Consider the following 13079-nt stretch of genomic DNA (forward strand, 5'->3'; position numbering starts at 1 on the left):
CAGCCTAGGAGGCGAGCAGGTCGACCGCTGCGAGGACCTGCGCGAACGCCGGGTGCTCCGGGTCGATCAGCCCGTAGTGCCCGCCACTGTTCACCGGCGTGAGGCGCACGTTCGGCGCGTGGTGGGCCGCGGCATACCGCTCGCTCTGGTCGAAGGGCACCACGTCGTCGTCGCGCGCATGCACCAACAGCGCAGGTATGCCGGGTGCGAGCCTGACGGGGTCGGCCGCGGCGTAGGCATCCGGGGCGTCCGTGGGGTATCCACCGAGGAAGTCGGTGATGGCGGTGTCGCCCACGCCGGTCTCGGCGCCGTGGCCGAGGTCGAGGACGCCCGCGAGGCTCACGATGCCGCGCAGGCCGTGGGCCCACGGCTGGGCGGCGGCCCAGGCGACGAGCTGGCCACCCGCGGAGTGGCCGACCAGCACCGGCGGGTGGCCCAGGTCGGGGTCGCGGCGCACGGCGGTGATGGCGGCGGCGACGTCGTCAGCGGTGCCCGGCCACCCGCCACCGGGCATGCCCGGCCGGCGGTACTCGACGACGGCTGTCGCGTAGCCCGCATCCGCGAACGCCTGGGCCTGCCGACCGGCATGGGTGCGGTCGTACTCGGGACGCCAGAACCCGCCGTGCACGACGACCACCGTGAGGCCGCGGGTGACCCGGTCGGGCAGGCGCACGTCGTACACCTGCGCGGGATCGTCGCCGTAGGCTGTCGTGCGCGTGGGGGGCGCGGCCACCTCGTCGAGCACCTGGCTGGGGTCGCGGTGGGTGGCCATGGGGCCATCCTCGTGCACTCCTGCCCGTCGGCGCCCGGTCATCACGGGGATAGGCTGCGGGACATGCAGAAATGGGAGTACGCGACGGTGCCGCTCATCGTCCACGCCACCAAGCAGATCCTCGACCAGTGGGGTGAGGACGGCTGGGAGCTCGTCCAGGTCCTCACCGGTCCCGACGGCAACGGCCTGGTCGCCTACCTGAAGCGGGAGAGAGCCTGATGAGTGCAGTTGAAGATCGTCTGGCCGAGCTCGGCCTGACCGTTCCCGACGTCGCCAAGCCGGTGGCCGCCTACGTCCCCGCGATCCAGGACGGGCGCCGGATCTACACCTCCGGGCAGCTGCCCATGGTCTCCGGTGCCATCGTGCAGACCGGCAAGGTCGGCGAGGGCCACGGCCTCGTGCCGCCGGAGGACGCGAAGAAGCTGGCGGAGATCTGTGCGCTCAACGCCATCGCCGCGGTCAAGAGCATCGTGGGCGACCTCGACAAGGTGGCCCAGGTGGTCAAGCTGGTCGGGTTCGTCGCCTCCGACCCGTCCTTCACCGGTCAGCCCGGCGTCATCAACGGCGCCAGCGAGCTGATGGGCAAGGCCTTCGGCGACGCGGGCATCCACGCCCGGTCGGCCGTCGGGGTCGCCGTGCTCCCCCTGGACGCCCCCGTCGAGGTCGAGATCGTCGTCGCCCTCGCCGACGAGTAGTCCCGGGTGGTCCGGCGCTTGGTCAGGCGCGAGTTCCCGATCGCCGACTCACCATCGCTCCGGGCCAGGGCGGACTCCTGGCTGAGTGCGCCCTCGCCCGACGGCCCGGTGGTGCCCAAGCGGGCCGCCACGGTCATGTTCGTGCGCGACTGGGCCTCCGACGGTGACTCGGGGGTCGAGGTCTTCATGCTGCGCCGGGTCGCGACGATGGAGTTCGCCCCGCGGATGATGGTGTTCCCCGGTGGCGGGGTCGACCCGCGCGACGCCGACCCCGGTCTGCCGTGGGCCGGACCGACGCCGGCCGAGTGGGCGGCGCGGCTCGACGTGGACGAGGCGACGGCTCGGGTGCTCGTGGCGGCTGCGGTCCGCGAGGTCTTCGAGGAGTGCGGGGTCCTGCTGGCCGGTCCGACGCCCGACCGGGTGATCGCCGACGTCAGCGGGGCGCACTGGCACGAGCAGCGCCGACGCCTGCTCCAGCGCGAGGCCTCGCTGTCCGAGGTGCTGCGCGAGCACGACCTGCTGCTGCGGTCCGACCTGCTCGGCTACCGCGCCCACTGGGTCACCCCCGAGTTCGAGGTGCGGCGCTATGACACCCGGTTTTTCAGCGCGGCCGTCCCGCAGGGCCAGCGTGCCGACGACGACACCACGGAGGCGGACGTCGCAGACTGGGTCCGCCCTGCGGACCTCTTGCGAGCCTGGCAGGACGGCGCCGCCCTGATGCTGCCGCCCACCGTCGTGGCCGTCGAAGAGGTCGCCGCCGCGACGTCGGCCGCGGAGTTCATCGCCGAACGTCCCGTGATCGCCCCCGTGCAGCCCGAGCTGGTCGACACCGGCGACGGCCTGGTGATGCGGGCGGAACTCCCGCGATGAGCCTGGCGCAGCCGCCTGCTCCGTCGGCGGCGTTCGGCGACTGGCACGGCGGTCAGGTCACCGAACGTGCCCTGTGTGTCCTGTGCCCGAACCCCAGCCCGATGACCCTCGACGGGACCAACACCTGGGTGCTGCTCGAGCCCGGTGCCACCGATGCGGTCGTCATCGACCCCGGCCCGCTCGACGAGGGCCACCTGCAGGCGGTCGTCGAGGCCGTGTCGGCCCGCGGGGCCCGGGTCGCCCAGACGATCCTCACGCACGGTCACGCCGACCACGCCGAAGGTGCGGGCCGCTTCGCAGAGCTCACTGGTGCCCCGACCCGGGCGGTCGGGCGCGGGCACGACGACCTCGCCGACGGTGACCTCGTCACGGCCGGCGGCCTCGAGCTGCGGGTCGTCGCGACCCCCGGTCACACCTCCGACTCGTTGTCCTTCGCCCTGGCAGCCGACCATGCGCTGCTCACCGGCGACACCGTCCTGGGCCGCGGCACCACGGTGGTGGCGCACCCCGATGGTGAGCTGGCGGCATACCTCGCGTCGTTGGAGCGCATCGCCCGCCTGACCGGCGACGGGGAGGTCACCGCGATCCTCCCCGGGCACGGGCCGGTCGTGCCGGACGCCGCGGCGATGGTCGCGTTCTACCGCACCCACCGCGCCGAACGGCTGGAGCAGGTGCGGCAGGCGCTGGCTGACGGAGCGGCGGAGGCGCCGGACGTGGTCCAGGCCGTGGTCGAGCGGGTGTATGCCGACGTGCCCCGGGAGGTCTGGCCGGCAGCGGCTCAGAGCGTGGCAGCCCAGTTGGACTACCTGCGCTGAGTCACCGGGCGCTCGGAGTCAGCGGGCGCGACGCTGGAGGCGCTCGACGTCGAGCAGCAGCACTGCGCGGGCCTCGAGGCGCAGCCACCCGCGGGTCGCGAAGTCGGCGAGGGCCTTGTTGACGGTCTCGCGGGAGGCGCCGACCAGCTGGGCCAGCTCCTCCTGGGTGAGGTCGTGGGCGACCAGCACCCCTTCCTCGACGGGACGGCCGAAGCGGGCCGACAGGTCGAGCAGCGCCTTGGCGACCCGGCCGGGCACGTCGGTGAAGACCAGGTCCGCGAGGTTCTCGTTGGTGCGCCGCAGTCGCTTCGCCAGGGCCGCGAGTAGGACCTTCGCCACGCTGGGGCGGCCCTCGAGCAGGCCGTTGAGGTCGTCGTTGCCGATGCCGAGCAGCTGGGTCTCGGCCACCGCGGTCGCCGTCATGGTGCGCGGGCCCGGGTCGAACAGGCTCAGCTCGCCGAACATCTCGCCGGGCCCGAGGATGGCCACGAGGTTCTCGCGGCCGTCGGCGCTGCGGCGACCGAGCTTGACCTTGCCCTCACGGATGACGTAGAGCCGGTCGCCCTGGTCGCCTTCGTGGAACAGCACGTCGCCGCGCTCGAGACGGGTCTGCGTCATCGAGGCCATCAGCGTCGAGGACGCCTCGTCGTCCAGCGCAGCGAACAGAGGGGCCTTCTTCACCACGTCGTGATCCACGGGCGACAGTGTGCCACGTCGGATGTCCGCGCCGCCCCGTAGTCTGTGGAGGTGTCTGGATCCCCTGTGCCGGCCGCCCGTGAAGAGTCCCCCGTCGCCCTCACCAGGCGTGCCCGGCGGATGTACCGGGCGCTCCACGAGCACTACCCGTACGCCCACTGCGAGCTCGACTTCGAGAACCCCCTCCAGCTCCTGGTGGCGACCGTGCTGTCCGCCCAGACGACCGACGTCATGGTCAACAAGGTCACGCCCCAGCTGTTCGCGCGCTACCCCGACGCGGCCGCGCTCGCCGGTGCCGACCGCGAGGAGATGGAGACGCTGCTCAAGCCGACCGGCTTCTTCCGCGCCAAGACCAGCTCGGTGATGAAGCTCGGCGCCGAGCTCGTCGAGCGCTTCGACGGCGAGGTCCCCCCGCGCATGAAGGACCTCGTCACGCTGCCCGGCGTGGGGCGCAAGACGGCCAACGTCGTGCTGGGCAACGCCTTCGGCATCCCGGGCATCACCGTGGACACCCACTTCGGGCGGCTGGTCCGCCGGTTCGGCTGGACCGCCGAGGACGACCCGGTCAAGGTCGAGCACGCCGTCGGGGCGCTGATCCCGCGCAAGGAGTGGACGATGCTGTCGCACGTCCTCATCTTCCACGGCCGGCGCACCTGCCACGCCAAGAAGCCCGCCTGTGGAGCCTGTCCCGTCGCGCGGCTGTGCCCGTCGTACGGCATCGGCGAGACCGACCCCGTCAAGGCCGACAAGCTGCTCAAGTTCGAGCTCGCCCCGGGCGCGACCAATCCGTATGCCGCGGCGGCACCCGCCCCCGGTGCCGCGCCGCCGCAGCCACGCGGCATACCCGCGGCGGAGGTCTCCGCCTCGTGACCACGGCACGACCCGCTTGGCTGGACCGTGCCCGCGACGCGATCGCGGCCGCCGACGAGGGGTACTTCGAGACGTTCGCGCCGCCGCCCGAGGGCGGGCAGCGCTCCAGCGTCATGATCCTGTTCGGCCCCTCCGACGACGGCCAGGGCGAGGACGTCGTGCTGACCGAGCGCGCCCACACCCTGCGCACCCAGCCCGGCGACATCTCCTTCCCCGGTGGCAAGCGCGAGCCCTCGGACGCCTCGGCCGCCGCGGCCGCCCTGCGCGAGACGCAGGAGGAGGTGGGCATCGACCCGGGGACGATCGACGTGGTGGCGACCCTTCCTGACATCTACCTCAGCCCACGCCGGTTCGTCGTCACGCCCGTGTTGGGGTGGTGGCGCGAGGCCGGGCCGCTCGATGCCGTCGACCCGGTCGAGGTGCACCGGGCCGTGCGGGCGCCCCTGGCCGACCTGCTCGACCCGGCAGCCCGGTTCACCGTGTCCCACCCGAGTGGCTACCGAGGGCCGGGTTTCGAGTTCGACGGCCTCTTCGTGTGGGGATTCACCGCGGGGCTGTTGTCCGCTGTGCTCGATTTCGGAGGTTTGACCGTTCCGTGGGACCGTAGCGTTGAGCGTCCACTCCCCGACCGCTCCCGGCCGGGTGGGGCACAGGACGCCTTGACCAAGACCGCGACGGAAGGCCGAGCCTGATGTTCCTCGGACTGACCGTCCTGGACTACCTCCTGATCCTGCTCTTCATCAGCTACGGCCTCACCGGTTTCCGACAGGGTCTGGTGGTCAGCGTGCTGTCCCTCGCCGGCTTCTTCCTCGGCGGTGCACTCGCCATGTGGCTGCTGCCATTGGCGATCGGCCACTGGACCGAGCTCGAGTCGTCACCGTTGCTGCGTTCGGTCGTCCTCATCGCCGGCGTGTTCATCCTCGCCTCGAGCGGGCAGGCGGTGGCCGTGGCGATCGGCGGATCGCTTCGGTCGCGGCTCAAGATCAAGCCGGCCCAGTGGTTCGACGCGACGTTCGGAGCGGTGGCCGTCGTGCTGTCCGCAGCGATCCTCGTGTGGTTCATCGCCGGCGCCCTGCGCGGTGGCGCCCCGGCACCCATCGCCAAGGCGATCGGTGAGTCCCGGGTGCTGCGCACCATCGACAACGTGGTGCCCCCCGGCACGTCGAGGCTCTTCGCATCGTTCCGTGAGGTGCTCGACCGCGAGGGATTCCCGCGGGTGTTCGACGGGCTCGAGACTGAGCGGATCGCGCCGGTCGCGCCCCCGGACCCGTCCGTGGCGCAGACCGCCGGAGTTCGTGACGCCGCGGCCTCAGTCATCAAGATCACCGGAGTCGCGGCGGCCTGCAACCGCGGTCAGGAGGGCAGCGGCTGGGTCGTCGCCCGCGAGCGGGTGGTGACCAACGCCCACGTCGTGGCCGGCATGGAGAGCGCCACGCTGCGCATCCACGGCACCGGCCGGTCCTACACCGGCAAGGTCGTCGTCTTCGACGCCAAACGCGACCTCGCCGTGCTCTCGGTGCCCGGCCTTCCCGCTGAGCCGCTGCGCCAGGGCCCGGACCTCTCCCGCGGCGACAGCGGTGTGGTGGCCGGCTTCCCGCTGGACGGGCCCTACCGGCTCGACGCGGCCCGTGTCCGCGAGGTCGTCGACGCGCGGGGTTCGGACATCTACGGCAGCCCGGGGACCAGTCGTGAGGTCTACTCGCTCTTCGCCCAGATCCAGCCCGGCAACTCCGGGGGTCCGCTGTTGTCCTCGGACGGCCGGGTCGTCGGCGTGGTCTTCGCCAAGTCCCTGGACGACTCCAGGACGGGTTATGCCCTGACCATGGACGAGGCCCGTCCGGTCCTCGATGCAGCGTCAGGCGCCGCCTCGCCGGTCGACACCGGCGCCTGCGTCGCCGGCTGACCCACGCGGCATACCCCGCTGCTCCCGCGCGGCAGCGGGTCAGCGGGTCAGCGGAGGGTGGCGAGCCAGGCGCAGAGGTGGTCGTTGACGACCGCCGGAGCCTCTTCGGGCAGGAAGTGGCCGGCTCCGGGCACCAGGTGTCGTTGGAACGGACCCGTGACGTAGTCCGCCGAGTCGCTGGACGTGTCGGGCAGCACGGCCCGGTCGTGCTCGCCGTGGAGCTGGAGCACGGGGAGCGTGATGGTCGTGCGCATCCTCGCGGCGAACCGCCAGCCGTCGGGGCGGATCTGGCTGCGGACGACCCAGCGGTAGTACTCCGCCGCCGAGTGCGCCACGAACGGCAGGGCCATCGCGTCGGCGTAGGTCCGCGCCTCCTCGGGCGAGGGCCAGATGCCTTCGGGTGAGGCCCACTCGCGCAGCAGCCGCTGGACGTAGCCGCCGTGCACCGTCATCTGGCGCTCCGGCACGAACGGCCGCTGCAGGCCGCCGAGGTAGGCGTTGGCCTTGAGCTGGCGGGGGTTCGCGAAGGACGCCCTGCGGAACACCAGCGGGTGCGGCATCGACAGCGACGCGATGGCGCGGGTGACGGTCGGCTGCAGGGTCGGCATGCTCCAGGCGATCCAGCCGCCCCACCCGTGACCGACGACGACCGCGCGCGAGGCCCCGAGAGAGCGCAGCACCGAGGCGACGTCGGTGGCCGACGTGCGCGTGTCATAGCCGCGCGGTGGCTTGTCGGACGCGCCGTAGCCGCGCAGGTCCATCGCGCACGCCCGGTAGCCGGCGTCGGCGAGCGCCTGCATCTGGTGCCGCCAGGCCCACCAGAACTGCGGGAACCCGTGCAGCAGCAGGACGACCGGCCCCTCACCCTGCTCGGCGACATGGAAGCGGGCACCGTTCGCTGCGACGAACCGGTGCTCCCACGGGCCCTCGATGAGGGCCATCGAGGCATCGAGACTCATGACTGGGTATGCCGTTCGGCTGGTGACGGGGGCGGGTCGCGTGTCGTGCTGGCCGGGTCGAAAAGGGGGGCGTTGGCCGGGTCAGGACCCGGACTTGACGGCGGTGACGGTGTCCTGGGCGTTCTTGATGGCGCGCTCGGGCTTGCCCTTGATCTTCTTCACGCTGTTGCGGCCGACGATCGCCAGGACCGCCGCGACGAGGAAGAGCAGCCCGGTGGTGATGAGGTAGCCGGCCCACTCGGGGAGCCAGATGTCGATCACGGCGACGACGGTGTGGAACAGGAAGATCAGGCCGAGCAGGGCGACGAAGCCCGCCGCGGCGAACATCCCCGCACCGGCGGCGGCCTTCTTCAGGTCGGCCGCGATCTCGGCCTTGGCCAGCGCGATCTCGCTGCGGACGATCGTCGAGACGTCGTGGGTCGCATCGGCGACGAGCTGTCCGATGGTCCGTTCGGCGCCTGAGCCGGTGCCCGCCTGGGTGCCCGTCTGGTCGTTCACGCGGTTGGTGGCCATGCGCGTTCACCTGCGCTTCCTGAAGTCCGGTGGTGCGGCGTCCCAACCCTAACGGCGTCGTCCGGGCTCCACATCCGAGACCTCGAAGCAGTCCGGCACCCCGTCCCCGTCGTCGTCGCGGGACTCGAGCTCGGCCAGGCGCCCGTAGACGCGGTTCCGGGCACGCAGCACGACGGTCGCCAGGACCGCCGCCATGGCCGACCCGACCAGGACGGCGAGCTTCACGTGCTCGTCACGGGGGCTGCCCGTCCCGAACGCCAGCTCGCCCACGAGCAGCGAGACAGTGAAGCCGATCCCGGCCAGGAGGGACAGCCCCAAGACGTCCCACCACGCGAGGTCGTCGTCGAGCTCGGCCCTGGTGAACCGGGCGAACGCCCACGTGCCACCGAAGACACCGACCAGCTTGCCGAGGACGAGCCCGAGCACCACCGCGAGGGCCGCCTCGTCCCCGAGGCTGTCGCCGAAGCCACCCCCCACCACCCGCACGCCGGCCGCGAAGAACGCGAAGACCGGCACGGCCACCCCGGCCGACAGGGGTCGCAACCGGTGCTCGAACCGCTCGGCCACGTCGACGTCGGCGTCCAGGGGGCGGACCCGCGGCACCCGGGACACCCGCGAGGCCCGACCCCGGGGCTTCACCGGCACGACGAGCCCCAGCAGCACCCCGGCGACGGTGGCGTGGATGCCGGAGGCGTGCACGAGCCCCCACGTCAGGGCCGCCAGCGGGAGCAGCAGCCACCAGTGCGCCACCCGTCGTTGCACCAGTGCAGCGAACAGCGCGAGCGGCACCAGCGCGAGCGCGAGCTCGGCCAGGTCGAGGCTCCGGGTGTAGAAGATCGCGATGATCGTGATCGCCACGAGGTCGTCGACGACGGCGAGGGTCAGCAGGAAGCTCCGCAGGGCCGATGGCAGGTGCGTCCCGATCACCGCCAGCACGGCGAGCGCGAAGGCGATGTCAGTCGCCGTCGGGACCGCCCAACCGCGCAACGCCCCGCCACCCGCCCCACCAACGGCCGCACCACCGGCACCAGCGCCGGCACCGAGGAGGGTGACCGTCACGGCATACACGATCGCGGGAAGCGCGACCCCGCACAGGGCGGCGGCCACGGGCAGCGCGGCCCTTGCGGGGGTGCGCAGCTCGCCCACGAGGAACTCGCGCTTCAGCTCGAGGCCGGCGACGAAGAAGAACAGCGCAAGGAGTCCGTCGGCGGCCCACTGCCCCAGGGTGAGTTGCAGGTGCCACGCCTGGGGGCCTGCCTGCCAGTCGCGCAGCGAGGCGTAGGTCTCGAACCAGGGCGAGTTGGCCCAGGCCAGTGCGGCGATCGCCGCGGACAGCAGGAGGGCGCCGCCGACGGTCTCGGTGCGCAGGGCGCCGCTGACGCGCTGCGCCTCCTGCCACGTCGTGCGGGCGAAGAGCCGTGGGCGCAGGGGGTTGAGGCTCACACCGGGCCTTTCGGGGTCGACGTCGGGTCAGACGTCCGCAGACGCCGCCGACCAGGCTTCCCGGCACACCAGTTGTTCCTGCTGCTCATCCTACGTGCGAGCCGTGGCGAGCAGCTCGGCGAACATCGTGGCGAGCTCCAGCTGGTCGGCCTCGCCGGCGAGCACCTCACCCTCTTGGGTGAGGGTCTTCCCGAACGCCAGACCGGGGCCGTCGACGACCGTCATCTTGACGCGCTCGAGCGTCTGGCGCAGGGCCGACTTCGCATAGCTCGCGCCGTGCCAGCCGTAGCCGACGCAGCCCACGGGCAGGCCCTCCCACTCGGCGTAGAGGAAGTCGATCGCGTTCTTGAGCGCCGCGTTGTAGCCGCGGTTGTACTCCGGCATCACCAGCACGAGCGCGTCCGTGGCCTGCATCGCGGCCGACCACTTCCGCGTGTGCTCGTGGGCGTAGTTGCCGTCCGCGGGCTGGCCGGGCTCGTCGAGGAACGGCAGCGCCAGCTCGCGCAGGTCGTGGACGGTGACCTCGGAGCCCGCCGGGACTGCGTCGAGCACCCACTGCGCGACGAGGTGACCGATCCGGTGCGGGCGGGTGCTGGCGATGACGACGGAGACGCGCGTGGAGGCCATGGGCGAAAGCTAGGTGCGGTCCGCTCGGTCCCGGGGCGGCCTTGTCTGGAGAGATTCATCGCTCTAGAGTTCCGTTGAACAGAAATTGAAGTCCGTATCGTGGAAGATTGAGGTCGAGCGATGTCTGCACCGAGCCCGGGATATTCCATCACCGTTCGCGCCGAGGCGCCTGCCGCGATCGACACCACGGGTGCCGTCGCTGCCGCCGTGGCGTCGGCGGGCGGAGCGCTCACGGCCCTCGACGTCGTGGAGTCCCACGGTGACAAGCTGGTCGTGGACGTGACCTGCAACGCCTCCGACGCCGACCATGCCGACCGGATCACCGCGGCGATCGCGGCGGTCCCGGGGGTCACGGTCCGCAAGGTCAGCGACCGCACCTTCCTGCTCCACCTCGGCGGCAAGCTCGAGGTCGTGCCCAAGGTGCCGCTGAAGCACCGCGACGACCTGTCCCGCGCCTACACCCCGGGGGTGGCCCGCGTCTGCCTCGCGATCGCGGAGAACCCCGAGGACGCGCGCCGCCTCACCATCAAGCGCAACACGGTCGCGGTCGTGACGGACGGGTCCGCCGTCCTCGGCCTCGGCAACATCGGCCCGGCCGCTGCCCTGCCCGTCATGGAGGGCAAGGCTGCGCTCTTCAAGCAGTTCGCCGGAGTCGACGCGTGGCCGGTCTGCCTCGACACCCAGGACACCGAGGAGATCATCATGATCGTCAAGGCGATCGCCCCGGTCTACGGCGGCGTGAACCTCGAGGACATCAGCGCGCCGCGGTGCTTCGAGATCGAGGCGCGCCTGCGTGACGAGCTCGACATCCCCGTCTTCCACGACGACCAGCACGGCACCGCGATCGTCACCCTCGCCGCCCTGCGCAACGCCCTGCGCGTGGTGGGCAAGACGCTGGAGGACGTGCGGATCGTGGTCTCGGGGGTGGGTGCGGCCGGCCACGCCATCGTCCGGCTCCTCGACGCCCAGGGCGCGACCGACATCATCGGGTGCGACCGCCGCGGTGCGCTGGACCCGGAGGCCGACCACGCGGACGAGTTCCGTGGCTGGATCGCCCGCAACACCAACCCTTCCCGCACGACCGGCACGCTCAAGGAGGTGCTGCGCGGGGCCGACGTCTTCATCGGCGTCTCGGCACCGAACCTGCTGGACGGCGACGACATCGCCACCATGGCGGACCGTGCCATCGTCTTCGCGATGGCCAACCCCGACCCCGAGGTCGACCCGGTCGCGGCGAGCCACCACGCGGCCGTCGTCGCCACCGGACGCTCCGACTACGCCAACCAGATCAACAACGTGCTGGCCTTTCCCGGCTTCTTCCGCGGTCTGCTCGACGCCGGCGCGCGCGACATCACCGACGAGATGATGATCGCCGCCGCCGCGGCCATCGCCGACTGCGTCCACCCCGACGAGCTCAACGCGAGCTACATCGTGCCCAGCGTCTTCGACGCCGACGTCGCGCCCTCGGTGGCAGCTGCCGTGCGGCAGGCGGCCGGGGGACGGCACGCCGACCCGGCCACGCGGCATACCGGCAGCGCCACGCGGGAGGCGACCGCGCCGCCCGCCGCCACCCCCGCCATCCCGACGAGCCAGGCCCCGGCCCGATGACCGTGGACCTGGGCGCCCTCGGCGCCGCCCTCGACGAGCACCTGCGTGACGCGGATGCCGAGCTGGCCGCACGGTTCCCCGGCGAGCGGCCGGTGCGCCAGCCGGTGCACACGGTCTACGTGCCGGCCGACCGCTACGACGCCGACCTGGTGTCGCGGTGGCAGGCCGAGGCGGTCGCCGCGCTGGACGAGCACGGCGGCGGCGCCGAGGGGGCGGCCGAGGCCTTCGGGCTTCCGTCGGAGCTGGCAGCCGAGCTGTACGCGCGGGTGCGCACCAAGCTCGCGCGCGAGGCCATCGAGGACCTGCGCATCGACTTCGAGGACGGCTACGGCACGCGGTCCGACGACGAGGAGGATGCCGCCGTCGACGCGGCGGCTGCGGCGCTCCTCCGTGCCGTGGACGCCGGTGGGGCGACTGCCTTCAGCGGCATCCGGTTCAAGAGCTTCGAGGCGCCGACGCGCGCACGCGGGCTGCGCACCTTCGCCCGCTTCGTCGCTGCGGTGGCCCGGGACGGTCGCCTGCCGGACGGCTTCGTGGTGACGTTCCCGAAGGTGACGTCAGTCGACCAGGTCGAGGCGATGGTGGTGGCCTGCGAGAGGGTCGAGCAGGGTGTCGGGCTTTCGCCGGGGGCGATCCGCTTCGAGATCCAGGTCGAGACGCCGCAGGCGATCTGCGGACCTGACGGCACGGCGCTCGTCGCCCGGATGGTCCATGCCTCCGCCGGCCGGTGCACGTCGCTGCACTACGGCACCTACGACTACTCGGCCTCGTGTGGCATCTCCGCCGCCTACCAGTCGATGGAGCACCCGGCCGCCGACCACGCCAAGGCGGTCATGCAGGTCGCTGCGGCGGGCACGGGCGTGCACCTGTCCGACGGCTCCACCAACGTGCTTCCCGTGGGCAGTCACGACGACGTGGTGGCCGCCTGGCGGCTGCACGGGCGGCTGGTGCGACGCTCGCTCGAGCGGGGCTACTACCAGGGCTGGGACCTGCACCCCGCACAGTTCCCGAGTCGCTACCTCGCCACCTACGCGTTCTACCGCGAGGGGCTCTCGGCCGCCGGCCAACGGCTGAAGAACTATGTGGGACAAGTGGATTCGGGGGTCATGGATGAACCCGCGACAGCCCGAGCGCTGTCGGACTTCGTGGTCCGTGCGCTCGACTGCGGCGCCACGGACGAGCAGGAGGTCCATCGCCTGACCGGCCTGGACCGCCCCGCCATCGACCGCCTGGCCCGCCGCGCCACCGCCTGACGCGTCAGGGCGCTTGACGGGCCCGACCACCTGACCTGCCTGCCGTCCGCGGGTA

15 protein-coding genes are annotated in these 13079 nt (G+C 72.2%); 9 read left to right on the top strand and 6 right to left on the bottom strand.

Annotation, left to right across the window (positions count from 1 at the left end; translation table 11 throughout):
- Positions 1-4: 4 nt before the first annotated feature.
- Positions 5-772 (bottom strand): alpha/beta hydrolase family protein, encoded by a 768-nt coding sequence (locus AC1DWP_RS11370; RefSeq protein WP_477614563.1) that lies wholly within the window; start codon positions 770-772, stop codon positions 5-7.
- A 63-nt stretch (positions 773-835) separates the two neighbouring features.
- Between AC1DWP_RS11370 and AC1DWP_RS11375 the strand changes: the two genes are divergently transcribed.
- Genes AC1DWP_RS11375 through AC1DWP_RS11390 form a run of 4 tightly spaced genes read left to right on the top strand, consistent with a single transcriptional unit; the run spans position 836 to position 3152 of the window.
- Positions 836-991, top strand: a complete 156-nt coding sequence (locus AC1DWP_RS11375; protein WP_477614564.1) for a DUF4177 domain-containing protein — start codon at positions 836-838, stop codon at positions 989-991.
- Entirely contained in the window at positions 991-1467 is a 477-nt protein-coding gene (locus tag AC1DWP_RS11380; protein WP_477614565.1) for a RidA family protein, read from the top strand. The genes AC1DWP_RS11375 and AC1DWP_RS11380 overlap by 1 nt, the downstream gene beginning before the upstream one ends.
- A gap of 6 nt (positions 1468-1473) precedes the next feature.
- Positions 1474-2337 (top strand): NUDIX hydrolase, encoded by an 864-nt coding sequence (locus AC1DWP_RS11385; RefSeq protein ID WP_477614566.1) that lies wholly within the window; start codon positions 1474-1476, stop codon positions 2335-2337.
- The gene (locus AC1DWP_RS11390; RefSeq protein WP_477614567.1) at positions 2334-3152 is read left to right on the top strand and encodes an MBL fold metallo-hydrolase; all 819 of its coding nucleotides are present in this window, start codon (positions 2334-2336) and stop codon (positions 3150-3152) included. The genes AC1DWP_RS11385 and AC1DWP_RS11390 overlap by 4 nt, the downstream gene beginning before the upstream one ends.
- 18 nt (positions 3153-3170) lie before the next feature.
- Here AC1DWP_RS11390 and AC1DWP_RS11395 read toward each other — a convergent pair whose 3' ends face one another.
- Complete coding sequence (locus AC1DWP_RS11395; RefSeq protein WP_477614568.1) at positions 3171-3848, bottom strand: Crp/Fnr family transcriptional regulator; 678 nt, start codon at positions 3846-3848, stop codon at positions 3171-3173.
- Positions 3849-3968: 120 nt separating this feature from the next.
- Here AC1DWP_RS11395 and nth point away from each other — a divergent pair, with 120 nt between their 5' ends.
- From nth to AC1DWP_RS11410, 3 genes are read left to right on the top strand one after another with little or no spacing between them, the layout of a single operon-like run.
- The gene (nth, locus tag AC1DWP_RS11400; protein ID WP_477614627.1) at positions 3969-4718 is read left to right on the top strand and encodes an endonuclease III; all 750 of its coding nucleotides are present in this window, start codon (positions 3969-3971) and stop codon (positions 4716-4718) included.
- On the top strand, positions 4715-5410 hold the full coding sequence (locus tag AC1DWP_RS11405) for an NUDIX hydrolase (RefSeq protein ID WP_477614569.1): 696 nt from the start codon (positions 4715-4717) through the stop codon (positions 5408-5410). Before nth ends, AC1DWP_RS11405 begins: the two co-directional genes overlap by 4 nt.
- Positions 5410-6621 (top strand): MarP family serine protease, encoded by a 1212-nt coding sequence (locus AC1DWP_RS11410; RefSeq protein ID WP_477614570.1) that lies wholly within the window; start codon positions 5410-5412, stop codon positions 6619-6621. Before AC1DWP_RS11405 ends, AC1DWP_RS11410 begins: the two co-directional genes overlap by 1 nt.
- 47 nt (positions 6622-6668) lie before the next feature.
- Here AC1DWP_RS11410 and AC1DWP_RS11415 read toward each other — a convergent pair whose 3' ends face one another.
- The 4 genes from AC1DWP_RS11415 to AC1DWP_RS11430 form a co-directional block, all read right to left on the bottom strand.
- Entirely contained in the window at positions 6669-7580 is a 912-nt protein-coding gene (locus tag AC1DWP_RS11415; RefSeq protein WP_477614571.1) for an alpha/beta fold hydrolase, read from the bottom strand.
- Between the two features lie 81 nt (positions 7581-7661).
- Positions 7662-8093, bottom strand: a complete 432-nt coding sequence (locus AC1DWP_RS11420; RefSeq protein WP_477614572.1) for a phage holin family protein — start codon at positions 8091-8093, stop codon at positions 7662-7664.
- A 48-nt stretch (positions 8094-8141) separates the two neighbouring features.
- Entirely contained in the window at positions 8142-9536 is a 1395-nt protein-coding gene (gene nhaA / locus AC1DWP_RS11425) for a Na+/H+ antiporter NhaA (protein ID WP_477614573.1), read from the bottom strand.
- Between the two features lie 90 nt (positions 9537-9626).
- Positions 9627-10163, bottom strand: a complete 537-nt coding sequence (locus AC1DWP_RS11430; protein WP_477614574.1) for an NADPH-dependent FMN reductase — start codon at positions 10161-10163, stop codon at positions 9627-9629.
- A gap of 120 nt (positions 10164-10283) precedes the next feature.
- Between AC1DWP_RS11430 and AC1DWP_RS11435 the strand changes: the two genes are divergently transcribed.
- Both AC1DWP_RS11435 and AC1DWP_RS11440 read left to right on the top strand, forming a co-directional pair.
- Entirely contained in the window at positions 10284-11771 is a 1488-nt protein-coding gene (locus AC1DWP_RS11435; protein WP_477614575.1) for an NAD-dependent malic enzyme, read from the top strand.
- The gene (locus AC1DWP_RS11440; RefSeq protein WP_477614576.1) at positions 11768-13024 is read left to right on the top strand and encodes a DUF6986 family protein; all 1257 of its coding nucleotides are present in this window, start codon (positions 11768-11770) and stop codon (positions 13022-13024) included. The genes AC1DWP_RS11435 and AC1DWP_RS11440 overlap by 4 nt, the downstream gene beginning before the upstream one ends.
- Positions 13025-13079 lie beyond the last annotated feature (55 nt).

Source organism: Pedococcus sp. P2_F6 (assembly GCF_056403675.1).

Bases quoted from the DNA above. Each gene is read 5' to 3' on its own strand.
- AC1DWP_RS11420 (WP_477614572.1), bottom strand. From the start codon at position 8,093: ATGGCCACCAACCGCGTGAACGACCAGACGGGCACCCAGGCGGGCACC.
- AC1DWP_RS11435 (WP_477614575.1), top strand. From the start codon at position 10,284: ATGTCTGCACCGAGCCCGGGATATTCCATCACCGTTCGCGCCGAGGCG.
- AC1DWP_RS11440 (WP_477614576.1), top strand. From the start codon at position 11,768: ATGACCGTGGACCTGGGCGCCCTCGGCGCCGCCCTCGACGAGCACCTG.
- AC1DWP_RS11415 (WP_477614571.1), bottom strand. From the start codon at position 7,580: ATGAGTCTCGATGCCTCGATGGCCCTCATCGAGGGCCCGTGGGAGCAC.
- AC1DWP_RS11430 (WP_477614574.1), bottom strand. From the start codon at position 10,163: ATGGCCTCCACGCGCGTCTCCGTCGTCATCGCCAGCACCCGCCCGCAC.
- AC1DWP_RS11380 (WP_477614565.1), top strand. From the start codon at position 991: ATGAGTGCAGTTGAAGATCGTCTGGCCGAGCTCGGCCTGACCGTTCCC.
- AC1DWP_RS11370 (WP_477614563.1), bottom strand. From the start codon at position 772: ATGGCCACCCACCGCGACCCCAGCCAGGTGCTCGACGAGGTGGCCGCG.
- nth (WP_477614627.1), top strand. From the start codon at position 3,969: ATGTACCGGGCGCTCCACGAGCACTACCCGTACGCCCACTGCGAGCTC.
- AC1DWP_RS11410 (WP_477614570.1), top strand. From the start codon at position 5,410: ATGTTCCTCGGACTGACCGTCCTGGACTACCTCCTGATCCTGCTCTTC.
- AC1DWP_RS11390 (WP_477614567.1), top strand. From the start codon at position 2,334: ATGAGCCTGGCGCAGCCGCCTGCTCCGTCGGCGGCGTTCGGCGACTGG.
- AC1DWP_RS11375 (WP_477614564.1), top strand. From the start codon at position 836: ATGCAGAAATGGGAGTACGCGACGGTGCCGCTCATCGTCCACGCCACC.